Origin of the sequence: Paraflavisolibacter caeni, assembly GCF_025628885.1 — a bacterium.
Classification (GTDB): domain Bacteria; phylum Bacteroidota; class Bacteroidia; order Chitinophagales; family Chitinophagaceae; genus Flavisolibacter; species Flavisolibacter caeni.
In genome coordinates, this window is record NZ_JAOTIF010000006.1 from 176,053 (window position 1) to 200,634 (window position 24,582).

25 protein-coding genes are annotated in these 24,582 nt (G+C 41.6%); 11 read left to right on the forward strand and 14 right to left on the reverse strand.

The window, feature by feature from the left end; translation table 11 throughout:
* The first annotated feature begins 4 nt into the window (after window positions 1-4).
* Complete coding sequence (locus OCK74_RS10840) at window positions 5-1,048, forward strand: DUF6807 domain-containing protein (protein WP_279297055.1); 1,044 nt, start codon at window positions 5-7, stop codon at window positions 1,046-1,048.
* A 107-nt stretch (window positions 1,049-1,155) separates the two neighbouring features.
* On the opposite strand, the gene OCK74_RS10845 is transcribed toward OCK74_RS10840, so the two are convergent.
* The 8 genes from OCK74_RS10845 to OCK74_RS10880 all read right to left on the reverse strand — a co-directional run bounded on the left by OCK74_RS10845 (window position 1,156) and on the right by OCK74_RS10880 (window position 9,637).
* Complete coding sequence (locus tag OCK74_RS10845; RefSeq protein ID WP_279297056.1) at window positions 1,156-1,452, reverse strand: RNA recognition motif domain-containing protein; 297 nt, start codon at window positions 1,450-1,452, stop codon at window positions 1,156-1,158.
* Between the two features lie 354 nt (window positions 1,453-1,806).
* Window positions 1,807-2,157, reverse strand: coding sequence for an RNA recognition motif domain-containing protein (locus tag OCK74_RS10850; RefSeq protein ID WP_279297057.1), 351 nt, complete (start codon window positions 2,155-2,157; stop codon window positions 1,807-1,809).
* A 25-nt stretch (window positions 2,158-2,182) separates the two neighbouring features.
* Window positions 2,183-2,455, reverse strand: coding sequence for a short-chain dehydrogenase (locus tag OCK74_RS10855; protein WP_279297058.1), 273 nt, complete (start codon window positions 2,453-2,455; stop codon window positions 2,183-2,185).
* 11 nt (window positions 2,456-2,466) lie between these two features.
* Entirely contained in the window at window positions 2,467-2,742 is a 276-nt protein-coding gene (locus OCK74_RS10860; RefSeq protein ID WP_279297059.1) for a hypothetical protein, read from the reverse strand.
* 492 nt (window positions 2,743-3,234) lie between these two features.
* Window positions 3,235-5,229, reverse strand: a complete 1,995-nt coding sequence (locus tag OCK74_RS10865; RefSeq protein WP_279297060.1) for a beta-galactosidase — start codon at window positions 5,227-5,229, stop codon at window positions 3,235-3,237.
* A gap of 172 nt (window positions 5,230-5,401) precedes the next feature.
* Complete coding sequence (locus OCK74_RS10870) at window positions 5,402-6,088, reverse strand: HupE/UreJ family protein (protein ID WP_279297061.1); 687 nt, start codon at window positions 6,086-6,088, stop codon at window positions 5,402-5,404.
* A 33-nt stretch (window positions 6,089-6,121) separates the two neighbouring features.
* Window positions 6,122-7,471: a tetratricopeptide repeat protein gene (locus tag OCK74_RS10875; protein ID WP_279297062.1), complete on the reverse strand. Its 1,350-nt coding sequence runs from the start codon at window positions 7,469-7,471 to the stop codon at window positions 6,122-6,124.
* A 75-nt stretch (window positions 7,472-7,546) separates the two neighbouring features.
* Complete coding sequence (locus OCK74_RS10880) at window positions 7,547-9,637, reverse strand: DUF4331 family protein (protein ID WP_279297063.1); 2,091 nt, start codon at window positions 9,635-9,637, stop codon at window positions 7,547-7,549.
* A 410-nt stretch (window positions 9,638-10,047) separates the two neighbouring features.
* On the opposite strand from OCK74_RS10880, the gene ureA reads away from it, so the two are divergent.
* From ureA to OCK74_RS10925, 9 genes are all read left to right on the forward strand, one after another.
* A complete protein-coding gene (gene ureA, locus OCK74_RS10885) occupies window positions 10,048-10,350 on the forward strand; it encodes an urease subunit gamma (protein ID WP_279297064.1) in 303 nt (100 codons plus the stop codon).
* A gap of 15 nt (window positions 10,351-10,365) precedes the next feature.
* On the forward strand, window positions 10,366-10,740 hold the full coding sequence (gene ureB, locus OCK74_RS10890) for an urease subunit beta (protein WP_279297065.1): 375 nt from the start codon (window positions 10,366-10,368) through the stop codon (window positions 10,738-10,740).
* On the forward strand, window positions 10,737-12,458 hold the full coding sequence (gene ureC / locus OCK74_RS10895; RefSeq protein ID WP_279297066.1) for an urease subunit alpha: 1,722 nt from the start codon (window positions 10,737-10,739) through the stop codon (window positions 12,456-12,458). Before ureB ends, ureC begins: the two co-directional genes overlap by 4 nt.
* Before the next feature lie 38 nt (window positions 12,459-12,496).
* Window positions 12,497-13,009 carry an urease accessory protein UreE gene (gene ureE, locus OCK74_RS10900; RefSeq protein ID WP_279297067.1) on the forward strand — a complete coding sequence of 171 codons (513 nt, stop codon included), beginning with the start codon at window positions 12,497-12,499 and terminating at the stop codon, window positions 13,007-13,009.
* Window positions 13,002-13,691, forward strand: a complete 690-nt coding sequence (locus tag OCK74_RS10905) for an urease accessory protein UreF (protein ID WP_279297068.1) — start codon at window positions 13,002-13,004, stop codon at window positions 13,689-13,691. Before ureE ends, OCK74_RS10905 begins: the two co-directional genes overlap by 8 nt.
* A gap of 26 nt (window positions 13,692-13,717) precedes the next feature.
* On the forward strand, window positions 13,718-14,356 hold the full coding sequence (gene ureG, locus OCK74_RS10910; protein WP_279297069.1) for an urease accessory protein UreG: 639 nt from the start codon (window positions 13,718-13,720) through the stop codon (window positions 14,354-14,356).
* Window positions 14,353-15,177: an urease accessory protein UreD gene (locus OCK74_RS10915; RefSeq protein ID WP_279297070.1), complete on the forward strand. Its 825-nt coding sequence runs from the start codon at window positions 14,353-14,355 to the stop codon at window positions 15,175-15,177. Before ureG ends, OCK74_RS10915 begins: the two co-directional genes overlap by 4 nt.
* Window positions 15,167-15,868: a hypothetical protein gene (locus tag OCK74_RS10920; RefSeq protein ID WP_279297071.1), complete on the forward strand. Its 702-nt coding sequence runs from the start codon at window positions 15,167-15,169 to the stop codon at window positions 15,866-15,868. Before OCK74_RS10915 ends, OCK74_RS10920 begins: the two co-directional genes overlap by 11 nt.
* An 87-nt stretch (window positions 15,869-15,955) precedes the next feature.
* Window positions 15,956-16,960, forward strand: coding sequence for a DUF6807 domain-containing protein (locus tag OCK74_RS10925; RefSeq protein WP_279297072.1), 1,005 nt, complete (start codon window positions 15,956-15,958; stop codon window positions 16,958-16,960).
* On the opposite strand, the gene OCK74_RS10930 is transcribed toward OCK74_RS10925, so the two are convergent.
* Together OCK74_RS10930 and OCK74_RS10935 are read right to left on the reverse strand one after the other, a co-directional pair.
* Window positions 16,941-17,918: a methylenetetrahydrofolate reductase gene (locus OCK74_RS10930; RefSeq protein ID WP_279297073.1), complete on the reverse strand. Its 978-nt coding sequence runs from the start codon at window positions 17,916-17,918 to the stop codon at window positions 16,941-16,943. The genes OCK74_RS10925 and OCK74_RS10930 overlap by 20 nt on opposite strands.
* A gap of 350 nt (window positions 17,919-18,268) precedes the next feature.
* Window positions 18,269-19,417, reverse strand: a complete 1,149-nt coding sequence (locus OCK74_RS10935; RefSeq protein ID WP_279297074.1) for a DUF2652 domain-containing protein — start codon at window positions 19,415-19,417, stop codon at window positions 18,269-18,271.
* 118 nt (window positions 19,418-19,535) lie between these two features.
* Here OCK74_RS10935 and OCK74_RS10940 point away from each other — a divergent pair, with 118 nt between their 5' ends.
* Window positions 19,536-20,648, forward strand: coding sequence for a PKD domain-containing protein (locus tag OCK74_RS10940; RefSeq protein WP_279297075.1), 1,113 nt, complete (start codon window positions 19,536-19,538; stop codon window positions 20,646-20,648).
* Window position 20,649: 1 nt separating this feature from the next.
* Here OCK74_RS10940 and OCK74_RS10945 read toward each other — a convergent pair whose 3' ends face one another.
* The 4 genes from OCK74_RS10945 to OCK74_RS10960 form a co-directional block, all read right to left on the reverse strand.
* Complete coding sequence (locus OCK74_RS10945; protein WP_279297076.1) at window positions 20,650-21,108, reverse strand: DUF1569 domain-containing protein; 459 nt, start codon at window positions 21,106-21,108, stop codon at window positions 20,650-20,652.
* Between the two features lie 76 nt (window positions 21,109-21,184).
* Window positions 21,185-21,622 (reverse strand): lipocalin-like domain-containing protein, encoded by a 438-nt coding sequence (locus tag OCK74_RS10950; protein ID WP_279297077.1) that lies wholly within the window; start codon window positions 21,620-21,622, stop codon window positions 21,185-21,187.
* A 29-nt stretch (window positions 21,623-21,651) separates the two neighbouring features.
* On the reverse strand, window positions 21,652-22,350 hold the full coding sequence (locus tag OCK74_RS10955) for a methyltransferase family protein (RefSeq protein WP_279297078.1): 699 nt from the start codon (window positions 22,348-22,350) through the stop codon (window positions 21,652-21,654).
* Between the two features lie 69 nt (window positions 22,351-22,419).
* A complete protein-coding gene (locus OCK74_RS10960; protein WP_279297079.1) occupies window positions 22,420-24,570 on the reverse strand; it encodes a purple acid phosphatase family protein in 2,151 nt (716 codons plus the stop codon).
* Window positions 24,571-24,582 lie beyond the last annotated feature (12 nt).

Genomic DNA, 24,582 nt, shown 5'->3' on the forward strand with positions numbered 1-24,582 from the left:
AGACATGATATATCTGAAATATGCCTGCCTCTGGGCATTTAGCATGTTCATTTTGGTGAGGGCAGGTGCCCAAAAGGAAGTGAAGTTCCTTCAAAAAGACAAAGAACAAAAGGTTGATGTACTGGTTGACGGAAAATTGTTTACTTCTTATCTGTATACAAACAACATCGATAAACCTGTCTTATTTCCTCTGGTGACGGCATCTGGCCAAACGGTGACAAGAGGCTTTCCTTTAAATCCCCGGCCAAATGAAAGAACCGACCATCCGCACCATATTGGTATGTGGTTTAACTATGGAGATGTAAACGGCCTTGACTTCTGGAATAATTCTTATGCTATAAAACAGGAAGACAAGCCGAAATATGGGAGCATCCATCATCAGAGAATCATAAAGGCAGAAAGCGGGAAAGACAAAGGGACGCTTGTGGTTGCAGCAGATTGGGTGGACAATAAAGGCAATGTATTGTTGAAAGAAACGACAACATTTGTCTTTTACGGTGATGCGAGTAGCCGCACTATAGATAGATTGACTACCCTTACAGCCCAAAATGGAAAAGTGTCTTTCAAGGACAATAAAGAAGGTGTGCTGGGCATAAGGGTGAGCCGCGAATTGGAAATGCCAGCAGATAAGCCTGAAGTGTTTACAGATGCACAAGGTAATCCTACTAAAGTAGCTGTATTGAATAATGAAGGCGTAACCGGTAACTTTCTTACCAGTGAAGGTAAGACCGGCAATGATGCCTGGGGAACGCGGGGTAAATGGTGTATGATGTATGGTACAAAAAACGGGCAGCCAGTTGCTATCTCAATCATTGATCACCCGGCCAATCCGGGATATCCCACTTATTGGCATGCACGGGGATACGGCTTGTTCGCTGCCAATACTTTAGGCCAGGAAGCCCTGAGCAATGGTAAAGAGAAATTGAACTTTTCTTTGGATCCTGGCAAATCAGTAACCTTCCGCTACAGGGTAAAAATTACGGATGGTGCTACCCCTACAGCCAATGAATTAAATAAAGAAGCAGAAGCATTTTCAAAGGTAAAATAAAGGAGCAACTGCCAATCATTAATATCAATTTCAATTGATAGTTTAGTAATAAAAAAATAAAAGCCCGGTCACCCGGGCTTTTATAAAACTTTAAATGCTATTATAATTTACCACTTATTTTTGAAACCGCTATTAAAGCCACTATTGCGCGCAGGCCTGTCTTCTTTTGGTCTGGCTTCCATTACTTTGATAACCCTGTTATCAACAGTTTTACCATCTAATGCAGAAATTGCTTTTTTTGCATCTTCTTGGTTAGGCATTTCAACAAAGCCAAATCCTCTGCTTTGATTGGTGAATTTGTCCATAATGACTTTGGCAGAGGAAACCTCGCCATACTCAGAAAAAAATCCTTTTAAGTCATCATCCTGCATGTCGAAGCTTAGATTTGAAATGTAAATGTTCATTGTGTTAATTTAAAAAATAATTGAATAGTCTGAGGCGAAGCAAAATGTAAAGAAAACTAACGAGTAGAAGTAAAACTTAACAGATTAATTGTACAGTTACTAGATGCGAGACTCAAATTGATTTATTAAAGATAAGATATTAATGAATGGTAAATGAAAATGTAAAGCATATTATTTGTTAAGGTATCTGGCACGTTCAACTTATTTTGCAATACATAACATGTAAGTGATCCTTGTTCCTTGGCATGATCCTTCTATACGCGCCAATGGCAGTGTGTAAACGTGAAAAGTGTATGGTCAAAGGTGAATGGTCAGATCATAAAATGATAATAACCTGAATGAAAAACGTACTGATTAGTAAATTCTTCTTCTCGATCCTTTATTCTTTTTGTTTCCATTATTTCTTAAAATCCCATAACTCTTCTGAGATCCGTTGCCCACTGCATAAGAGCCTTTTTGTTCCTCCTTTGGCTGTGCAACTGCAACAGATAGAGCACGGTTTTTAAACTCAAAGTTGTTTAACTGGTTGATAGCTTTCTGTCCCTCCTCGTCGTTGCTCATTTCAACAAAACCAAATCCTCTGGATTGCCCTGTAAAAACATCCAAAACTACTTCTGCAGTATTAACTTCTCCATATTGTTTAAATAAGTTTATTAATTGCTCGTTTGTAACTTCTTGATCTAAATTGGATATACTTATGTTCATAATTGCTGTTTTTTATTAAAAATGATTACTCTTCGAAAGCTTCTTTATATAAAACTAATCTGGAGAATTCTGATCCATTGAAGATTTTAGCCAGGTTAATATCTTTAGTTTTATGCCACTGATCAAAGTGAGTTTGGGTTACAATCCGCCAGAAGTTTTTTGACTTCAGATCATTATAATCATTGCTTTCAACGAAGATGCCGTAGATAGAATCTCTTTTTTTAAAGTTGATTTTGATACACTGTTCCGGTTCTATTTTGTCTCTTTTTAAAAATTTTTCAATTTCTTCTATGTTCATAATTCTTGAGTTTATTGTTTGTTATGTAAAGAGATAAAATCTTTTGTTTCTTCTTCAATCACGTTTCCGAGTATCTCTTCTGCATTGTGGATCCAAATTGGTAGCGTCTGGGCTGAGGTATGCCAACGTCCTGAAGCGTCTTTATACATGCTAAAAACTAGCCTGGTCCCTTTATCATCTGTAACGTCTACATGGTAACTTGTCTGCGAATTACCGGGAAGTTTTCTGAAATTAAACTCTCTTTGTTTATCGCCAACCTTTATAACTTTTGAAAAATAGATGTTCATAAATAACTTTTGGTTTTAAATTTTTCGGCTAAACGATTGATACAATTGTTTCTTCCTGAATATTTTTTAGACCACAGTTTGTTATTTTTTTGGAAAATACGTAAACGCTGATCTTGATTAATGACAAGGAGAAACGGAATGCTATATGCTCATCATTCTGTAGACTGGATGAGCTTGCGGTGGAGAAAGATTATCTAGTCTGCTAAGGGCGAGTATATTGTATTGCAAGTAAAGATAATGAATTCCTTCATAATGCTTTGGTAAAAGGTGTTTGCAGACTTCTTGATCGTATGAGTATAAAATGTATTATATGCAAATCATCCCAATATCATAATATTTCAACATAATTGAAAAAAGATGGGCCGCTGAACGGTTATAGTATTGTACGGTAAAGTCTGATAGAGGACTGTTCCCGGTATATTGATTGCCGGGAACAGGTTTAAAAATAATACTGAATCCATCTGAGTTTCGAGAAGTTGCTCGATCAACTTTTCATTCCTTCCAAACCACCACCTCTGCCGGTTTCAGGACTTTATTGCCTAGCAACACCTTTGCTTTTGCGGGTATGGCTAATGGATAATTATGATCCGAATAATTCATGCCCACCCAAAAACCATCACGCCATTCAACCACTATTCCTTGTGGGTAGTTTTCTGTATAGATACCGGCTTGTTGGTATACCTTTCGCAATACATCTCTTTCAAGTGCTCCATCATCTGTATCCGGACCGATATAAGTAACTGTCCCTTTACCAAGTTTATGTGAAATAACTGCCGCCTTGCCGGCATAAAATTGGTTGGTGTAAGTTGCCCAGACTTCAGTGCCCGGATTAGCTTCTAATACATCACCCCAGTTGTTCCATTTGTAGCTTTGTGTTCCTGCTTTGATGGTACCCGTTACAGAATCTGGTAACAGGTCGTAGAAAGAAACTTTCCCACCAATTAGTTCATAGATAGGCTCAGCCCATTTCATTTCCCACAACTTACCTGTTCGGTCTTTCTGACCGGTACGGGAAGAAAGCACTAGATGACCTCCATTCTGAACATATTGCTTCCAGCGTTCAACCAACTTGGCATCCAACAGTTCATAGGCAGGTGCTACCATTACGGGGTATTTGGAAAAATCTTTGTCTTCAGTAATAACATCTACAGGGGCGCCAAATTGTTTCAGTGCACCATAATAACGCATCAGGTGCTGCATGAAACTCCATTGATTGGTTTGTGGTTGATTATCCATTTCCCAGCGGTTATCCGGGTTGTATAAAACTGCGGTTAAACGCCGGCTGTATGCCGTTGGCATGACTGCATTCGGATCGTACTGCTTTTGCAGCCCTTTCATCTCCTTGATCACATTGATGTATTCAAGACCGCTGGTGCTGGGGGTAACCCCATCCGTGCTGATAATGCCGTAATGGTATTGTTCTCCTCCTGTTAAAGGCTGCTTGAAGCGATAGTTACAAACAAACTTGTTGCCGCCTGCAAAGGCATGCCATATCCACATCCGTACTGCTCCTGGCAAGGGTTGGGGGTTGAACTTGCCCCAGTTCACTTGGCCTGGTTGCAGCTCCATAACACCTGTGATTCCATTCAGAGAGCGGAAAAGATCATTGGCAAAAGCTATGCTGGTAGGTGATCCCATACGGAAACCCTGTGAGCCGACGCCTTTATCGTAACCTGCTACCAGGTACTTGGTATAAGTAAGAAAATCAAGGCTGGTAATGCGGGTTGGATCTACATCTACGTGTTCCGGCATAAGGTTGGTGGTGATCCATTGATCAGGAGAAATATATTTGCGCAATATCTTGTATTGAAAGCCTAAGAAGTCGTTAGCTTCATCTGCTGAAAAACGTTTAAAGTCCAGCACCGCATGCGGGCTCGGTTGTGCGATGAGTTCTTTTTGATTAGGAATGCGTATTTGGCCGAAATCGGAATACCTGATACTCCAGAAGGCAGTACCCCAGGCTGCATTAAGTGCATCTATGTTCTTGTATTTTGCTTGCAGCCACTTGCGGAAACTTTCCTGTGCAGCAGGACTGTAGTCGTATTGGCCATAATGTGATGGCTCATTATCTAACTGCCATCCCCATATGCGTTGATCATTCCCATAATGTTTGGCAATGGCTTCTACCATGCGTTCTACATATTGCCTGTACACTGGACTCGACCAGGAAATCTGTTGCCTGGAGCCATGTTGCATAGTAATACCATTATCATTCACCATTAAAATTTCCGGATGTTTTTGAGCTAACCAGGCGGGAGGAGTTGGCGTGGATGTACACATGATCACCTTGATACCATTTTGATGGGCTAATGCAACGGCTTCATCAAGCCATTTAAAATCAAACTTACCTTCTTCCGGTTCAATAAATGTCCAGGCAAATTCGCCATAGTGCGTAAAGTCAAATCCTACTTCCGCCATCTTTTTGATATCTCTTTCCCAATACTGGTGAGGCCATTGTTCTGGATAATAATATGAACCTATGGTCATAAGGTCCTTCTTTGGAAAGAACTTTTCTGGTGTTTGAGAATTCCCCTCAATCGACATGTTAATTAAAATTGATAGTAGGGTACTTTGCAGGATTAAATGAGACTTCTTCAATGGAAACATGTTAGTTGTTTAATTGACATTTAATGCTTGAAGGTAATAAAGAATAAATACCCTATGTAAAAATCCTTTCAATCATCCAATAGGTGGCAATCAGCGCAATGCAAACAGATAGAGGATACACAACAACTTTTTTAAACCGAATATTGTTTCTGAAAGGAATGATCAGCAGTGCAAATACCATAGCGATCACAATGAATTGGCCTATTTCTACGCCAATATTAAATGATGCTATAGAGAGCGATACTCTGTTGGGTGGTAGCCCCGTTTCATTGAGTGCAGAAGCAAATCCCATTCCGTGAATGAGTCCGAAAAGGAACACGAGGATCACTCTCCATGGCTTTAAATCTTGTAATAATAAATTCTCAAGCGCAACAAATGCAATAGAAAGGGCGATGATCGGTTCTACAATGGCACCGGGCATTACATAGATGTTTTGTACGCTCAACGTAAGTGTTATGGTATGTGCAACTGTGAAAGCTGTTGCCTGCCATAAAATAGTTTTAAACTTTGCGTTTAAAAGGCACAGGCTGGTAATAAATAATATGTGATCTAATCCATAAGGAATGATATGTGTGATGCCCAATTTTAAATAATTCCAGATAACATCAGTACTGGGAGCATGCTGCAATACATAATTGATGTTATGGGCAAATAGCGGCAGGGTAATAATGATGCCTGTTAGCAATAAACAACAATGTTTGCTGTAATGATTCAAAATGGATGATGAAAACGGCAACATAATGCAAGGGTTAAACCATACGTATAGAGTTTTCTAATGCAAGGCAGCAAGTGCATCAATGCTCTCCTTCTTTAATTCGGGATCCATAAAGGTGTTGTTTGCTAAACCTTGTTCTAGCAATGCTTTGGCTTTATTGTTTGCTCCTGCTTTGGCCGCAATCAGGCCGGCATGGCATAGCAATACCGGGTTTTTATTGCCTGTCTTTAGAGCTGTTGTAATATGTCGATTTGCTTTAGATATATCTCCTTTTTTGAAATACACCCAGGCGAGTGTTTCGTTTACCTCAATATTACCAGGTCTGCGGTTATATTCCAGCAAGGCATGTTCAAGGGCATTATTGTAATCTTTTGCTTTGATGTAAACCTTGGCTAACTCGCCATCCGAATAATGTCCATGGGTGCTGCTATTAGTATTACCGGATGATTCTTTGAGCATTTCTTCAATAAGAGCCTTCCTGGTGTTGGTTGCCTTTTGAGATAGGTTCATTTGATCATAAACTTCAGCCAATTCTTCCCTGAAGCCATAATCGGAAATCATTGCATTGGCTTCAAGGTAAAGTTTTTCTGCTTGACGATAGTTCTTTGAAGCAAGCGCAATTCTTGCCAGGCCGCCCAAAGCATAAGGGTAGGATGGTCTGTATTGCAAAGCTGCTTGGTATAGTAAGTTGGCTGTATCTAAAGCCCCTGTTTTTTCATAAAGCCGGCCTAATTGAACGCGACACCATTCTGTTCCTTCATCTCCTGGAATGCCTGAATCTATGGCCATTTGCATGGCTTCCATGGCACCCCTGAAATCACCAAAGATCTCGCGCAGGTAAGCTATTCTGGAGTAAGAACGTATATCAGGTCGTATGGATACCATCTTGTCTGCATTGTCAATGGCCGCTTTATAATTTCCAAGTTCTACATGGCTATCTACAATGATTCCATATACAAAAGCATTATAAGGATTAATATTTCGTGCTTGTTCTGCTACTTTCAAACCTTCTCTGAAATGATGCTGTGAGGCAAGTATGATGGCCTTGAACATCAATGCTTGAAAGTTGTTTGGCTCATTTTTTAAAACATATTCAACATACTTCAAGGCAGCCTTATCATAATAAGCATAATTTCCTGTTGCCCTTGCTTCCTGGATAAATAAAGCTGCTAAAGCTATAGATGCTTTTCTGTCATCAGGGTTGATCCGTACTGTTTTGATCAGGTGTTCAGCATGGGATCTGACTGATGCCCATTCAGGCGCCCTTGCCAAATCGCCTTTTCTATCGAGTAACGTATAAAAGGTAAGCTGCTCTGTGATTTTACCCTTGTTGTATTTCACAACAATAAAACCTGCCAATACAACAAATAGTATGATAAGGGCTAGGTATAATCGTTTTTTGCTCATAAGTGAAAATTTTATAGTTAGAGCTTTAGGTTCCAGATATCTTTCCTGGAACCTAAAGCTCTAACTGGATTCGGCTTACTCTTTAACAATAGAAATTGTTTGTTTGATGTTGCCATTCTTAATAACCTGAATATAGTAAGTACCGGAAGGAAGTGCTGAGCCATTCAGGTCAAGAGTGTGAACCCCTGCTTCTAGGCTTTTGTTCATCAATGATTTTACTTGCTGCCCGTTAGAATTATAAATGATGATCGCCACATTCGATTTGCTGTCGACTTTATATCGTATGGTCGTACTGTTGGCAAAAGGATTGGGAGATGCTGACGCAAACACTTCTGGAGTTGCTATGTTTAGCTTTTGATCACTGACAATGGTGCTTTGATTTTGAATGGTATTAAGATCCTTAGTTTGCTCTACTGGTGTCCCTGCGCATGCACATGTGCCCGGCCATGGCAATTGCACGTATGGGAAGGTCCTTCTGAAAGAGGTATCGTTTTTCTCTACGCCTGTTGTATAGGTAAGTACATTCAACAGGTTTGGCGTTAGTGGATTGCCTCCTGGAGTAAAGTCATCATACCACAAACCGAGAGACGCAAGTACAATACCACCTACAGCTTGTAATTCTATCCTGGTAATGTCATCTTCTAGTCTTCTTCCATTAGGGAATCCATCCATATTCGGGATCCATTGCAGGGAAGTGTTGTTGTAGGCTGGCCTTGTCAAACCCAGTACAACTGCTTTTATTAACCCTTCTGCATTAAAATCACCGCTGTTACGTGGTGTGGGAGGAACAGCCATATTCAAACGCAACATATCACCGCCATTGGGCAAAAAGTTGTTAATGAAAGGCTTGCCCGCTGCTAGCGGATTGCCTCCTTTTCCTGTGGCAAGTTGATAAGGTTTAAGATTAGGAACGCCCGTATTAAAAATCGGCCATAGATCCACCGAACGGGGTTTGCCAGCGCCAGGTAATAATAAAGTACCGAATATGGCATCGTCCAGGGCTGTACCCGCAACGGCCGAGGTGCCCTTTAGTCCGAACAAGCCGTTTTTGAAGTTGCGGAAATCAAATGCTCCAAGTGAATTGCTTTGAATACGCAGTTTGGAAAAAGCTGGTATGGCAGGCCCAAACTGGCTGTCATCCATGTAAAGGGCTAATTCGGGATTATAAAAGAAATTGCCAAATACATTGAGTTTTGCCAGGTCTTCATATGGAGTAATGGCATTCCATAGATCTTTGTAACCTATAGGAATGACCACCTCATTGGTTAATGGCATGCCAAGGCGTGAAACCTGTACCCATTCCCCGCTATGGCTTTCAGTACCTAAGCCGTTTCCGTTGAGAACCCTGATCTTCCGTCTGCTGGCTGAAGCCCAAACACCAATAACAAAATCAGGATCTAATATGTTTTTAGCTTGCGATACTGACTTATGATCTTTTTGAAGTGTGGAAATATCTACTTGGAGAGCCAGGACGCTAACGTTCTTACAGGCAACCCCATCCATTGGTTTGCCTTTTTGTCTGGGTAGGTCACCCAAGTCAAATACGCCACCTAGGTCTACAAAGAATGGGTCATCAGCTGTGCCGGCAAACACTTTTTCACCGCTCGTTGCAGTGAATACACCATTCTCAAATAGTCTTGAATATCGGGGTGCATTGAGCCCAACTGGACTTTCAATACTTCTGGGGCCTATATTGGGCGGAGGCACAATGCCATTGGTGATGATCGTGCTAAAAGAAGAGCCACCATTAGTACTGCGTTCTAACGTGTATGTGGTTTTAAGGTTTTCCTTTCCTAGTCGGATGTTGAAAAATGTTGTGGGATCTTCATTGGTTTTTTTGAAAGTAAAGCGGTAAATTATATCATCACCTTTAGTGCTGATATTGTTGTCTATATGAATTTCATAGCGGATGTGTTCTCCAAACTGGTAATAGTTGGGACCACCTTGTGGTAATTGAAAAGGTATATACATCGCAAGGATGTTGATCTTGTTAGGTTGATTGGGATCGCGATACGCATACAGATCGGTGTTATCAGCAGCAGGGTCATTGGATATGAGAGGTGCTTCACGGTGACTTGATGAACTGAGAACTGCTGTAATGAGTAGTAAAATGATAGTCGAAACTCCCCAATTCAACCATCTGAACTGACTGGTGTTTTCTTTCATGGCTATAGGTTTAATAAATAAATAGATAAGAGTTTCTCAAAGGAAAAATGATCCCCGGGGAATTCATACGGGTATCGTATTCAGGAATACGGATTATGAATAGTAAATGGTGGCTGGCCGGTATTCGTTAGAGATACGAAAATTAAAAGGGAGTGGATTGGAGAGGACTCAAAATTAAATAAATATCTAGATATAATAGTTTGTGGTAATATTATTTATTGTAAATAAAATTGTTATGTGTATATTTTCTTTTTGATGAATTTATTTTAATGGTATTTTGTGCTGATGTTTTGCTGAGCTTAATGCTTGTTTGTTGTAATGATTTAATTTGGTAATGGATCAAGCCATATATAAACATTTTTCAACTGTATTGTCGGACACAGTATTTCATAATATTTAATGCTCCAATTATGCACCTAACTCCAAGGGAAACCGAAAAACTGCTCCTTTACTTGGCTGGTGAGCTGGCTCAAAAACGTAAGGATAGGGGACTGAAACTAAACTACCCCGAAGCGGTAGCACTAATTAGCAGCCAATTGCAGGAAGCTGCCAGGGATGGTAAGTCCGTGGCCGAATTAATGCATTATGGCGCCACGCTGCTGTCTCAGGATGATGTCATGGAGGGCGTTGCTGAAATGATAGATGAAATTCAGATTGAAGCCACCTTCCCTGACGGTACAAAACTGATAACTGTTCATAATCCAATCCGTTAATTAAAACTCAGGCATATGATACCAGGAGAATACATTTTGGCTTCAGGTTATATCGAATGTAATCAGGGGAGAAGGGTGGAAAGGATTAGCGTGACAAATACAGGTGATCGGCCTGTGCAGGTTGGTTCTCATTTCCATTTCTTTGAGGTCAACAGGCAAATGGAGTTTGATCGTGAAAAGGCCTATGGCATGCGTCTGAATATAGCTGCAGGTACAGCTGTTCGCTTTGAACCAGGTGAAGAAAAGGAAGTGGAGTTGGTAAGCTTTGGTGGTAATCAGAAAATATTTGGTTTCAACAACTTGGTAGATGGTGGTATTCAGGATAATGGAAGAAAAGAGTCCGCAATGGGCAAATTGTCTTCGGCTAACTTCAAAAACACAAGCTTATGAGTCTTCAGATAAGCCGTGCAAGGTATGCAAGCATGTACGGACCAACAACTGGTGATAAACTTCGCTTAGGGGATACGAACCTGGTTATTGAAATTGAAAAAGATCATACCGTATACGGCGATGAAAGTAAGTTTGGTGGTGGTAAGACCATACGCGATGGTATGGCTCAATCAGCCACAGCTACGCGTGCTGAAGGTGTATTGGATATGGTGATCACCAGTGCGATCATCATTGATCATTGGGGCATTGTGAAAGGAGATATTGGTATTAAAGATGGCAAGATTGTAGGGATTGGTAAAGCTGGCAACCCCGATACAATGGAAGGTGTAGATGAGAATATGATTATTGGTGCCTCTACTGAAGTACACGGCGGTGCTGGCTTGATTGCTACTGCTGGTGGTATTGATGCACACATACATTTTATTTGTCCCCAGCAAATTGACCATGCTTTATTCAGTGGGGTTACCACTATGATTGGTGGTGGTACTGGTCCTGCCGATGGCACCTCTGCTACTACCGTTACACCTGGCGCCTGGAACATCCGCAGGATGCTGGAAGCCGCAGATGCTTACCCTATGAACCTTGGATTTCTGGGAAAAGGTAATTGCGCGACAACGGCTCCGTTAAAAGAACAGATCGAAGCTGGTGCTTTAGGATTGAAGATTCACGAAGACTGGGGTTCAACACCTGCTGTCATCGACGCTGCATTGAAAGTGGCGGATGAATACGATGTGCAGATTGCTATCCATACAGATACTTTAAACGAGGCTGGCTTTCTTGAAGACTCGATCAATGCAATCAATGGCCGCACGATTCATACCTACCATACAGAAGGTGCCGGTGGTGGACATGCGCCGGATATTATCAAGGCAGCTATGTATCCCAACGTTTTACCTTCTTCTACCAATCCTACACGTCCTTATACCGTCAATACGATTGACGAGCACCTGGACATGTTGATGGTATGCCATCACCTGGACAGCTCTGTGCCCGAGGATGTTGCGTTCGCTGATTCCCGGATTCGGCCGGAAACCATTGCTGCAGAAGATATCCTGCACGATATGGGCGTGTTCAGCATGATGAGCTCCGACTCACAGGCAATGGGCAGGGTAGGCGAGGTGATCATTCGCACCTGGCAGACCGCTGATAAAATGAAATTGCAAAGAGGATTCTTGGAAGAAGACAAGGCAAATAACAATGACAACTTCCGTGTCAAACGTTATGTAGCCAAGTATACCATCAACCCTGCCATTACTCATGGCATTGCAGAACATGTTGGCTCTATGGAAAAAGGCAAGCTGGCAGATATGGTTTTATGGAAGCCTGCTTTCTTTGGTGTAAAGCCCGAGATGATCATCAAAGGAGGAATGATCATTGCCTCAAAAATGGGCGATCCCAACGCCTCAATTCCAACGCCACAACCAATCATATACCGCCACATGTTTGGTGCACATGGGAAGGCGCTGTTTAATACCTGTATCACCTTCGTGTCGCAAGCTTCTATAGACAAGCAAATCGTACAGCAATATGGTTTACAAAAAACTGTCCTTCCTGTGAAGAACTGCCGCACAGTTGCGAAGCGGGATTTGATACACAACAATGCCACACCGCAAATTGATGTAAATCCCGAAACTTATGAAGTACGTGTAGACGGTACCTTGCTCACCTGCGAGCCCGTTGCGGTTGTTCCTCTGGCACAACGATACTTTTTATTCTAATGAAGCCTTACGTATTAATTAGGTTTAAATATTAGTATATGATCATCAGGGAGAAATTGGGAACGTTGACCTCATTTGATATAGGCGCAAGGACCATTGACCATTTATGCCTGGAATGGTTTGAAAAGGGAAAGCGGATCCTGCATAAACGTACAGCACAGGGTAGGGAGGTCATATTGAAATTTTTGAAGGAAAGACCTGAACTGCAACAGGATGATGTATTGTACGAAGATGACCACTGCTTGATTGTTGTGCAGATTGAGCCATGTGATGTATTGGTGATTCAACCAAAAACCATGTATGAAATGGCATTGGCCTGTTATGAAATAGGCAACAAACACCTGCCGCTCTTTTTCCAGGATGATGAATTGCTCATACCTTACGAAGCACCTTTGCACCGCATGTTGCAGGCTTTAGGTTTTCAATGTGAAGTGCAGGTGCGCCGGTTGCTATACCAATTAAAAACAACTGTATCGCCACATGCTCATACAGGTAGTGGAAGTTTGTTCTCTAAAATATTGCAATTCACAAACGCTTCTTCCAATGAGTAACACCAACCTGGTACGTCTGTTACAATTAACCGACCCAACGCTTCCTGTTGGTGGGTTTTCTCATTCTTACGGACTGGAAACTTACGTGCAAAAGCAACTTGTACATGATGCTGCATCTGCAAAAGACTTCGTATTGCAAATGCTGACGCAAAATATTCACTTTACAGATGCAGCCTTTGTTTCATTAGCTTATGATTCAATCGCACATAAAAACATAGAACAAGTATTAGAACTGGATGAAGAATGTAATGCTGTTAAATTGCCAAGGGAGTTGAGAGAGGCCAGTTTGAAAATGGGTATGCGTCTATTGAAAATATTTTCACCAATGCATAATGATGTGATACTACAACAATTCCGTAAAGAGACAACATCACGCAAAGCATTTGGCCACTACTGTATAGTATTTGGCCTGCTGGCATTCATCTTTAATATACCAAAACAAGATGCGCTCGCTGGCTTTTACTACAACGCGGCAACGGGCATGGTTACAAACTGTGTGAAATTGGTTCCCTTGGGGCAACAACAAGGGCAGGAAATCTTATTTTCTTTTCAGTCTGTAATTCATGACTTAGCCCAAAAATCAATGAATCCTGACAGAGACCTTTTAGGCCTCTGCTGCAACGGCTTCGATATCCGTTCCATGCAACACGAACAACTATACACCCGGCTCTATATGTCTTAAACCCATTCACCATCAAATAACAAACAATGTCCGATAGAAATTACATAAAGCTCGGCATCGCCGGCCCAGTTGGGTCAGGAAAAACAGCCTTGATCGAACGGCTGTCGCGCAGGATGATGTCCGGTTACAGCATCGGCGTAATCACCAATGATATCTATACAAAAGAAGATGCAGAGTTCCTGACAAAGAATAGCCTGCTTTCTCCTGATCGTATCATTGGTGTGGAAACGGGTGGTTGTCCGCATACTGCGATCCGGGAAGACGCCAGTATGAACCTGGAAGCGGTGGAAGAAATGGCCAGCCGTTTTCCCGATGTAGAAATCATCTTCATTGAAAGCGGTGGTGATAACCTCTCGGCGACTTTCAGTCCAGACCTTGCCGACCTTACCATCTTCGTCATCGATGTGGCAGAAGGAGATAAGATCCCGCGCAAAGGTGGGCCCGGCATTACCCGCTCCGACCTCCTTGTGATCAATAAGATCGACCTGGCTCCTTATGTAGGCGCTAGCCTCGAAGTGATGGAACGGGACGCCCGTAAAATGCGCAAGGGCAACCCTTTTGTGTTTACGAATCTGATGAGCGGCGATGGCTTGGAAGCTGTAATAGACTGGATCCGAAAATATGCGCTGATAGAAGAAGTGGAGGAACCAAAACTGTGGCGATGAATGGTGAATTACATATCGCAACCGGCAGAAAAAATGGACGAACTTTCCTGAAATCTGTATATAATACCCCACCTTTTAAGCTGGCCAATATTACCATCAACCGAACAGCAGAGAAGCTCCAATTGATGATCATGAGCGCGTCTCCTGGTGTATTGGATGGTGATAGGTATAATATCAAAGTGGAACTGGCTGAAGCTACCGCCGTTGAAATAAAAACACAATCCTACCAGCGTTTGTTTCAAATGAAAACGGGAGCTGTACAAACCATGGAGGTGTACATGGCAGACATTTCCTCTTTGTCTTATTTGCCTCATCCCATTGTTCCACACAAGTCCTCATCTTTTACATCCCACAATAGAATTTTCCTGTCCGCAGGTTGCTCACTGATATGGGGTGAAGTGTTGACCTGTGGCCGCCAGTTAAATGGAGAGTCCTTCAGTTTTACACGCTACCATAATAAAACAGAAATATTTCAACAGGGAAAGTTAATAGTAAAAGAAAACCTGTTCCTGCAACCTGCTGTAATGAATGTTGGCGTTATAGGACAAATGGAAGGATATACTCATCAGGCATCTTTCATCTTCATAAATGAAAAGGTCAATACCAAGGATCTTTATAACGAAATATCGGGGCTGTTAAGCAGGGAACAGGATGTTTGTTTTGGCGTTTCCCTACTTCCTGTAAACGGATTAACAGTCCGTCTTCTGGGTTACAAAGGTGAACAATTGCACAACTGCCTCGAGCAGATTGCTCAATTAATCGAATCACGCATGAATCAAGATCATTCACCATTCACCAAATCCCGCATTTATGCCGAATGATATATACATGCTGATGATAGCGGCAACAACAATCGCATGCCTGCATACGCTTTCTGGCCCTGATCACTACCTGCCTTTTATTGCTTTATCGAAAGCTAGAGGCTGGTCCTTTGCCCGGACCCTGGTGTGGACTGCCATCTGTGGTTGTGGACATGTATGGAGTTCTGTATTGCTTGGTTTAGGCGGTGCTGCTTTTGGGTGGTCGCTCTCAAAAGTAGGTGGGTTGGAATCGGTACGTGGCAGCCTGGCCAGTTGGGTCTTATTAGTGTTCGGTTTTTTATATAGTGTATGGGGTATCTATAAAGCAGGACAAAATAAAAGACATAAGCACTTCGATATCTATGATGATGGAACGGTTTACGTTTACGAGCACAAGCACGGAGAGATCGTTGCTCCAAAAGAGAAACATAGAGTAACCCCATGGATAATGTTCCTGGTCTTTTTATTAGGTCCCTGCGAGCCCATGATTCCTTTACTTTATTTCCCTGCTGCCAAAAACTCCGGAATAGGTCTGCTCGCTTTGATAATGGTATATACTATAATCACCTTGTTAACAATGATGTTAATGGTAACATTAGGCTTCTATGGAATATCATTTTTAAAAACAGGCAAACTGGAGCGCTACCTCCATGCCTTAGGCGGCCTCACCATCTTTATCTGTGGCGCAGGTATGGTATTTATGGGCTGGTAACTCCAAACTTCAAACGCTAAGTTGTATCTTCCCCCCATGTACAAATCGCTCCTGACATTAAGTTTGTTATGCATTTGCTTCTTTGCCATGTCCCAGCAAAAGGATAAAGGTTTCCGAATAGTGGAGAAAAAAGATAAAAAAGAAGTGGCAATCCTGTTTAACAACCAATTGCTCACTGCTTATTGTTACTACGATTCCAGCAGGAAACCTGTCCTGTTCCCTGTAAATACTGTTGATGGTATAACGGTGACACGTAGTTATCCTTTTAGAATCGTTCCCGGCGAAAGAACCGATCACCCTCACCATACTGGTATTTGGTTCAATTATGAATCAGTGAATGGCTTGGACTTCTGGAACAACTCTACTGCTATACCCCTTGAAAAAAGGGCTCAATATGGTACCATACGCCACCAAAAAATAATCAATAAAAAAGCTGATGGAGCCCAGGCATCTTTAACCGCTTCTTCTATATGGGTCAGGCCCGATAATAAAGTATTATTGAATGAAGAAACATCGTATCAATTCCGCGTTAGGGGAAATGATTTCATAATAGATTACTTTACAACCTTAACGGCTGCAGATACAACCGTGGTTTTTAAAGACGTCAAAGATGGCTTGCTGGCCATAAGGGTCGCAAGGGAATTGGAGATGCCTTCCAAAGATGCCACCGGTTTCGTTGATGAAAAGGGTAATGTTACTGCTGTTAAGAAGGTGGATAATGAAGGCGTAACCGGCATGTACTACAGCAGTGAAGGATTAAAAGGCGATGATGTGTGGAGCAGCAAAGGCACTTGGGTAATGCTAACTGGCAAAAAGCAAAACAAAGACATAACCATAGGCCTTATAGACCATCCTGCAAATATTGGCTACCCTGCCTACTGGCACGCAAGAGGCTACGGACTCTTTGCTGTTAATCCCTTGGGCAGAAAAGTCTTTAGTAATGGAAAGGAAGATCTGAACTTTACCCTCCAACCTCACCAGTCTGTATCTTTCAAATATAGGTTCATCATCCATTCCGGCCCATCACTCACAAACGACGACATGAATAAACTCGCGGCTGATTTTCTCTCTTTTAAACGTCAATCGCCATAATATGGGAGGCTTTATTTTCCGACTTATTTTCCGATTTGCCAGTTTTCAATAATTTCAAAACATCAATTAATAGCTGGTTCGAAGCCTCAATTTCTTCTTTCTTTATGGAAACACTCTCTATATTAAATCCTATTGGAATGTTTTTGCCCGTTGCATAGTCCATTATTTCAATAGCTATATTTCTACAGGTATTAACAGAGGCAGTCAATATGTCTTTTGAGTGCTTTAGATCGTTATAAAGCCATTTTGGAACCTCAATACCAAGCCACTCCATAAACTGTAGAGTTTTTAATGAACCGCAAGGTGCCAGCGTGAATATGATAGGTGAAAACGCTCTACCATTATCTAATGTGGTGTAATAAAAGTCGGAAAGCAGATTTTTTGTGTCGTTCAGGCTGTAAACGCACTGTGACACAAAGAAACTGCAACCTTTATCAACTTTGTTGAATATCCTTAGATGTTCATCCCCTTTTTTGGTATGTCGTTCAGGAATGGTTACACCTCCAATCAACAAAGGTTCCAGGTGCTTATTTTTAATGTCATAGGCATCATGTAATGAAAAGTTAGTGAGCTGAACTTGTTGCTGAGAGGAGGCACCAACAAGAACTGCATACTCTATATCCTGGTTTGACAGTAACCAATCAACAAATTGCCCTTGAGTCAGGTTAGCCATGCTTTTGTAAATAATCTTTGGAACTTTTAATTCCGTTAAATAGTTCCTGCTATAGTTCTCTGGAGCGATGGTGGGAGTAAAGGCAAAAGTTCTCTCTTTGTCTGTTCTGGACGATTCGTCCTGGATGTCGTAAAGAAGAAGTCCATCTATATTCAGGCTCCTGAGCCGCTCAATTTGTTTGTTGGCTATGACTTTAATTTTTTCCAGGTCAGTATTGACTTTAGGAGGCGTTAAACTATAAAAAACTATCCCGGATTCTTTCTTCAAAATTTTATCTCTCAGCATTCAATATTGTCTTTTTGATGTGGCTTTGGCCTCTTAAAGGGGCTAATAGCGTGCAAAGATAGATTCTCCGATGCCATTTTATTGACATTAGATTATATGATAATGAGTTAAGAGGTGGCCATAAGGTGAAAGAGACTATTTTTTGCCTTGACATGTATGATTGTTGTGGGGCAATGATAAAATTGTAAGTCTCGCCCCTGCATCGACAGAGTCAGGTCAGAGACAGTGTGAGGTAGAATTGAGAAAATAGGCAATCAGCGTTTGTTCACCGCAATTTTTGTTTTGATGCCTTTGGTTTGAGACCAGTTAGTAATTGATAATTGATATGAATGTTCATCATAAGATTTGAATCAATCTGATATTATTTGTGATCCTGTTCTGCCCCCTGCAGGATCGCTTTCAACAACCGCAGCATGCCTACAAAGCTCCGCCAGGTTATTGAGGCCTTGAATGATTCTTTTTTGCAATTTTGATTTCATCAGCAAATGGTAATACAAAAGAATAATGGGGTTGTTTCTGATCAATAGATCTATTTTCACCAGGGTTTCATTGTCACTGACTTGCTCCAAATGAAAACTTAATCCTCCCATTCCTTTTTCATCCATTTCAATCAATTCCATGATGCCACTCTCAATTTTTGCATAATTGGTAACAATGAACGAATCATTCTCTCCATGAACAATACAGCAATGCTTAGTGCCTACCCGGTTGATATGATCATGACCCACTATTTCCACTTTGTCCACCCCATCCATCCAATTAGGACGTTGTGACAGATCGAAAATAGGAGTAAAGACTTGTGCTATGGGAAATGGAATCAGTTGCTCGTGGCTAAAAACTGGTTTTGTTTTTTTATATAAATGATAAGCAGGAGGTGTAACCGGCGGCATCTCGTCATGCAGTCGGGAAAGGTCTGCTACGGTAAAATTGATGGTTCCTACATCATATTGTTCTGAAGCATCTTCGAACTCATACCAGGAAGGAGTTGAATGTAATGGCTGGGCATCTTGCAATAAATGTTTGGTGAATAAGGCATATTCCTTTTTATGTAAACTATTCTTTAATAATCGGTGCAGCACAATGACATCCTTTCCAAATAGCGTTCTATGTTCTTTAATGGAAACGCCGGTCACTTCGCCAAAATGGGCAAAAACCTTTAGCTTAAGATTTTTGGAACTGGAGCAGGCCCCACATGGACAAATGCGCTGATGATCATATAATTGAAGATGTTGATGAAAACGGGTAAACATGGTTTGGATCTGCTCAAGTAATTGGTTCATTGATGGCGCGTTACCAATGCGGTAAAAGAATACGGCATCACCTTCTATTTCACTTACCTTAAGATCCAATTGATTACTTTCTATGATGATTTCAAGTAGTTCCTTGATGATATTTTGTGCATGCATAATTTCATTGCTGTTTACAAACTCAGTAAAACCCGTAATGTCTGGCATAAACAGAAATGCTTTCTGAATTCCTGGAGTTTTTTGCGTGGCCATATTTTTACCGTTTAAAAATTTAGTGTTAGGATATACGGTAAATAGTGGGGGCCGGATTGATACCATTAAATTTACTAAACATCGATAACTTATTTATTAAATTCGTGGCACTTAACTGATGAATACTAACTTCTTATCTCTGCATTTCAGGAATATTTATGCCCGTTTTTTTTTAATCCTGGCCCTGTTTTCAGTAAGCTCGATCTCTTCCTTTGCCCAGGAAAAACGTAGTTACAAGATCTTTCAGTTTCCGCCCAATATGATACCCTCTATCGATGGAAAGGGAGAAGATTGGAAGGTTGTGCCGGATGATTATACAATTGGCATGGACCAATTGTGGGATGATAGCCGCAAGCATGAAAAGGCCGATCCAAAGAACCTGGATGTAAAAGTGAAAGTAGGCTGGGTGAAAGGGATGAACCGTTTGTACTTCTTATACGAAGCTTACGATAACTACTGGGACTTTTCTTTACCCGACCTGCACAATGATATTTTTGAAATCGTTGTAGATGGCGATCAATCTGGTGGTCCATTGATCGATCGATTTCATCCCAACAAAGACCTCAGCATCATGGATGCCTACTTCTCCTTCCACGGCGTACATGCACAGAACTACCACATTTTTACGCCAGCAGAAGGTAAGGATTGGGCCCTAGCCTGGGGCAGCCAACCCTGGATTAAAGACCTGCCTTATGCCAATGCAGCCTACAACTATAACTTCAGGCAAGGTCAATCAGGCAAGCTGACATTGGAATTCTGGATTACTCCCTTCGACTATGCTGGTCCCGAAGGGCCTGCCCGTGCAGTAGAATCTATCCTGGTAGAAAACAAGAATATCGGCCTGAGTTGGGCCATCATTGATTACGATGATGTAAACGCAAAAGGCAACAACGGCTTCTGGAACCTCTCCAAAGAACACACCATGTACGGCAACGCTTCCTACTTGTTGCCCTTCAAACTCATGCCCTTGGAAGATCGCTTCAAAAAACCAATAGAAGCGCAATGGTCATTTACCGTCGTAGATATGCAGCGTCGTTTAGTCGCCTTTAAAGACGAATCTATCGGCAAAGTAAATTCTTGGAAATGGGACTTCGGTGATGGCTCCACCTCTACTGAACAACACCCAACACACATTTATGAAAAGCCTGATCATTACATTGTAATCCTCTGGGTTGAAGGACCCGCCGGCAAATCCCGCCGGGCCAAAGTCTGGGATGTTGCAGTGAAGTAATTTATAAAAGACCAAACTGTTTAAAATGATGTGTAAAGTGCTTATTGTGTAAAATAACCCACTCTCTATGGTTCAAACTTCCTAATCTGGGATGAGTAAAAGTTGCTTCAGGATGATTTTCGAAGTAGGAATGAAAATCATCCAGTTCCTGGTTTAAATTCCTTTTAGCATCATCTAGGCTTGGATGTTTAAACGGGGGAGGAACGTTACCTAGTAAGGAACTTTTGAGCCCCTGTGGCATTTCAATTTCAGTATAAATAAATGCTTCCTTAGCGGTCTTTCCCTCTTGCTCTGTCGTCCTTTGTGCCAGCAGCATTTTGCCATTGGAAAACTCCATTGTTGTCGCCAGGTGTTCTATCATATGCTGAGGTTTCATAAGACCCCACTTGGCTTCAGTATCTTCAAAAAGCCTGTCTATTATGCTATTGAGTTCATCTCTTTTGTTAATATCTATCTTCATAAATTCGAAGGTAAGCATATCTCGAATTTGAGAATTGTACTTTTTAGTGTGGCATTTATCATTCCCTTGCTTAATCTCATTTCCGTTGATAAGTTAAGAGTCGGTTCCTGTCTTTCAATACCAATTGATTATTATCCAGGTGAACTACTTGATAAACGGCTGTATCAATGATCTCTTGGCGATTGCCCTTGCTTTCTGCTACCAAAAACAAATATTTATCTTTTGCCCACCACTTTTTATACAGCAAGGTTGCCATGTTAATTGATGTTGCTAAACTGTCATGATTCAACCTAAACCCTTGGACCTCCTTTTCATTGATTGGATTAGGCTCTACCCACGAGCCATAAAGCATCTCATCGAAGCTTCTGGCCTTATTAGAGTCCGTAACTACATTAGTATCGGCATTTACATTCGGCTGACTGTCGTTTACAATCTTTGCCTTATTTTTTGAATTACCGTGACAAGAACCTAGAAGTAAACTGATTCCTATTACTAATGTTAGGGTGATTTTCATGTTGTATACATTTGCAGGAGTTGACAAAATTACCATAAAAAGGGAATGAACCTGTAGCGCACTTTTTGTTTATAAGCTGCATAATCTTTGAATTCTTCCATCAACATTTTTTCTTCACCCAATGTCCTTAAGCCCATGAGAAATATCACCAATACGCCTATAGCAATTCCAAAATAAGAACCCAATAATAAAGGAGTTCCTAAGAACATTAATAAAGCGCCTAAATACATTGGATGCCTGACAAATGCATACACACCTGTGGTAATTAATTGCTGTTGGCGTTCCCGTTGTACGCGGACCAATGGAGATAAAAATGTATTATCAGAAAATGCACGAAAAAGAAAGAAACTGGAAAGCAATAACATGACCCCTCCAACATATTTAAGTGCAGTAGGAAATCCTGGCGTCCACCTGAACCGTTTGCTATCCAACGGTATGATCACCACCCATAAAAGAAAAATTACCATAATAACTGCCATTAATACTTTATCCCAGGATTGTTGGTTCCCGGTGCCGGGCCTTCTGTAACGCTCAATCAGCAATGCCGGATCCTTGATGTACAAGTATACGGTTACCCCTATTGTTGTTGTAAGAAACCAGGTGCCGAAAATCCATCCTTCTGTCCAAAACCAGTCCCCTGAAAGAAATAAAATAAGAGCCGGCCAGAACAGTAAATAAAATACTGTAAAAATGATCTGTCCAACAGTTAACTTCTTCTTTGTATCCATAACTAATACATTTAAAACTGGATTTGTTGATGAATACTAACTTCTTATCTCACCATTGGAAGCATAGGTCTACTTTTTATTATTATTCAACTGAGCTCTGTTTTTAGTTAGTGTTACCGGAGATATATTCGGGAAAGCGGTAACAGTGATATGATCAGTCAGGCAAGTACCTGTTGTGAAATCCTTAACCGTATAAACTGTAGTTCCTGCAGGAGGCGTTATGGTTATAGATCTTGTAGAAGCGCCTGTATTCCAGATATAACTGCCTGGCCAGGATGCTTTCAGCGTAATAGATGTTCCTGCGGTAATGCTGTAGGTAGATGTGTTATTTACATTCTGCATAATAGTAAACTTGTCAGCTACTATGCCATCGCGCCGGATAAATTTCGCATCCAGGCGGTTGTCATCCACTTCAAAATACAGCATGCCGCCATCATCAAAAGAAAAGGGCATAGCATTATGCGGATAACCCGTATTCACACCGCCATCGGCGCCCGATGAACCTGCCACAACATAAACAGTTCCATGGTTGGCTGCACCCGAAGCGGTAATATAAGGGCAGGAATTGCCGCTGCCATCGTACTTGCCCGAAGAGTTGCTCACGGCATGCGTAGCCAGGTTGAAAGTGGCTTCGTTTCCATAATGACCTTTCAACAAATAAGATCGCTCATAATCGTGGCTGTGGCCGCAGATGATCAAATCCACGCCATAACGCTCCAGGATACGGATGAAATTGTTGCGGATGTTGATCAGTTCAGTTTCCGTGTCGGAATTATGGCTGCCCATAGTGTAGGGAGGATGGTGCCAGTAGACCACCACCCACTTTTTGGTGTTGGCGTTCAGGTCTTTTTTTACCCAGGTTACCTGGGGGCCTAATGTGTCGTATAGCCTTGTGTTATTTGGAGACTCCTGGCCATAGGAATCGAGCGACAGGAAATGAATATTGCCAATATCGAAAGAATAATAAGCCTCTGTGCCGGAAGCCACACCGCCACATTCACCGGCTTTAGGCATGGAGAAATTTTTATAATACGCCCCGGTTCGGGAAGTTTGTGAAGTTGAATAATAATCATGATTACCCGGCGCCGGATAAAGCTTATGATTTTTTAAAATGCTTGAACCATAAGGTGTGAAAAAGTTAGTTGTATATTCTGCATCAGTCCCACTGTTGTAGGCGTTATCGCCCAACAAAATCATGGCATCTGCGGCGTCGATACCGTTGGCAGTAAGATAGTTGCGGTATTGTGTCAGCGTCTGCGTTTGAAACGAATTGTCATTCCTGCCACAATCTCCAAAAGCGGCTATACGCACCTTACGCGTAGTATTAGCTGCCGGGACAGTAGTAAAGAAATTACTTGTACTTCCCTGTAGCACCTGGGTAGATGTACCAATACGGTAATAATACTTAGTGTTGGAGGTCAATCCTTTAATCCTTACCGCATGCTCAGTTGTTTTGTTGGTATCATTTACAACAATAGGATAAGACCCATAAACAGTTCCAATTTGAACTCTTGAGTTGGAAGCATAATTTGTCCGCCACCGGAATGTCAAAGCAGTCTGGCTGCCCATTTGCAGGTAAGGTCCGCGAGTGAGGCTGACAGAACTGGGAATGATGCCTGCCAACTGTAAGTCGAAGGTAAGATCGGATGAGGTAGTACTGTTTTGATGCACCTCTACAGCCAATACGTTGGTGCCGTTTACAAAATTTGTAGTGGGAATATTGGCAAAGGTTTGTTCTATCTGTCCGTCATCTGCCGCCGCAGCTGTTGCAAATGTGTTATAGGCAGCACCGGCAACCAGGTTGTTACTTACAATCCTTACACCATTAATGTACACGGCCACCCCGTCATCACGGAACATTTTAATAGTAAAGGAAGAAAAAAGGCTTTTATTGGCAATAGTAAAAGATTTGCGAAAGTAATAAGTGATATATTTTGTGCATGTGGAAGGGTTGGGACTACAATAATTGCTTCCGCAGGAAACGCCGGGCTTGATGCAGGTTGCTACAGGATCTCCATAACCAAAACGCGATCTTGCCGTTAGCCAGGATGCATCATTAAAGCTGCTGCTCCTCCAGGCTGTGCCTTGATTACTGCCATTATCCAGGTATTTCCATGAATTGCCATAAGCAATTAGGATACTTTGAGCATCTGCATGTAGAAAAGTGATTAAAAGGAATAATAATATTCCTATTAACTTTGGATTTCTTGCAGCTGTCATAACAAGTGAATG

Excerpts from the sequence above, each read along its gene's own strand:
- OCK74_RS10840 (WP_279297055.1), top strand. The coding sequence starts at position 5 with ATGATATATCTGAAATATGCCTGCCTCTGGGCATTTAGCATGTTCATT.
- OCK74_RS10845 (WP_279297056.1), bottom strand. The coding sequence starts at position 1,452 with ATGAACATTTACATTTCAAATCTAAGCTTCGACATGCAGGATGATGAC.
- OCK74_RS10850 (WP_279297057.1), bottom strand. The coding sequence starts at position 2,157 with ATGAACATAAGTATATCCAATTTAGATCAAGAAGTTACAAACGAGCAA.
- OCK74_RS10855 (WP_279297058.1), bottom strand. The coding sequence starts at position 2,455 with ATGAACATAGAAGAAATTGAAAAATTTTTAAAAAGAGACAAAATAGAA.
- OCK74_RS10860 (WP_279297059.1), bottom strand. The coding sequence starts at position 2,742 with ATGAACATCTATTTTTCAAAAGTTATAAAGGTTGGCGATAAACAAAGA.
- OCK74_RS10865 (WP_279297060.1), bottom strand. The coding sequence starts at position 5,229 with ATGACCATAGGTTCATATTATTATCCAGAACAATGGCCTCACCAGTAT.
- OCK74_RS10870 (WP_279297061.1), bottom strand. The coding sequence starts at position 6,088 with ATGTTGCCGTTTTCATCATCCATTTTGAATCATTACAGCAAACATTGT.
- OCK74_RS10875 (WP_279297062.1), bottom strand. The coding sequence starts at position 7,471 with ATGAGCAAAAAACGATTATACCTAGCCCTTATCATACTATTTGTTGTA.
- OCK74_RS10880 (WP_279297063.1), bottom strand. The coding sequence starts at position 9,637 with ATGAAAGAAAACACCAGTCAGTTCAGATGGTTGAATTGGGGAGTTTCG.
- ureA (WP_279297064.1), top strand. The coding sequence starts at position 10,048 with ATGCACCTAACTCCAAGGGAAACCGAAAAACTGCTCCTTTACTTGGCT.
- ureB (WP_279297065.1), top strand. The coding sequence starts at position 10,366 with ATGATACCAGGAGAATACATTTTGGCTTCAGGTTATATCGAATGTAAT.
- ureC (WP_279297066.1), top strand. The coding sequence starts at position 10,737 with ATGAGTCTTCAGATAAGCCGTGCAAGGTATGCAAGCATGTACGGACCA.
- ureE (WP_279297067.1), top strand. The coding sequence starts at position 12,497 with ATGATCATCAGGGAGAAATTGGGAACGTTGACCTCATTTGATATAGGC.
- OCK74_RS10905 (WP_279297068.1), top strand. The coding sequence starts at position 13,002 with ATGAGTAACACCAACCTGGTACGTCTGTTACAATTAACCGACCCAACG.
- ureG (WP_279297069.1), top strand. The coding sequence starts at position 13,718 with ATGTCCGATAGAAATTACATAAAGCTCGGCATCGCCGGCCCAGTTGGG.
- OCK74_RS10915 (WP_279297070.1), top strand. The coding sequence starts at position 14,353 with ATGAATGGTGAATTACATATCGCAACCGGCAGAAAAAATGGACGAACT.
- OCK74_RS10920 (WP_279297071.1), top strand. The coding sequence starts at position 15,167 with ATGCCGAATGATATATACATGCTGATGATAGCGGCAACAACAATCGCA.
- OCK74_RS10925 (WP_279297072.1), top strand. The coding sequence starts at position 15,956 with ATGTCCCAGCAAAAGGATAAAGGTTTCCGAATAGTGGAGAAAAAAGAT.
- OCK74_RS10930 (WP_279297073.1), bottom strand. The coding sequence starts at position 17,918 with ATGCTGAGAGATAAAATTTTGAAGAAAGAATCCGGGATAGTTTTTTAT.
- OCK74_RS10935 (WP_279297074.1), bottom strand. The coding sequence starts at position 19,417 with ATGGCCACGCAAAAAACTCCAGGAATTCAGAAAGCATTTCTGTTTATG.
- OCK74_RS10940 (WP_279297075.1), top strand. The coding sequence starts at position 19,536 with ATGAATACTAACTTCTTATCTCTGCATTTCAGGAATATTTATGCCCGT.
- OCK74_RS10945 (WP_279297076.1), bottom strand. The coding sequence starts at position 21,108 with ATGAAGATAGATATTAACAAAAGAGATGAACTCAATAGCATAATAGAC.
- OCK74_RS10950 (WP_279297077.1), bottom strand. The coding sequence starts at position 21,622 with ATGAAAATCACCCTAACATTAGTAATAGGAATCAGTTTACTTCTAGGT.
- OCK74_RS10955 (WP_279297078.1), bottom strand. The coding sequence starts at position 22,350 with ATGGATACAAAGAAGAAGTTAACTGTTGGACAGATCATTTTTACAGTA.
- OCK74_RS10960 (WP_279297079.1), bottom strand. The coding sequence starts at position 24,570 with ATGACAGCTGCAAGAAATCCAAAGTTAATAGGAATATTATTATTCCTT.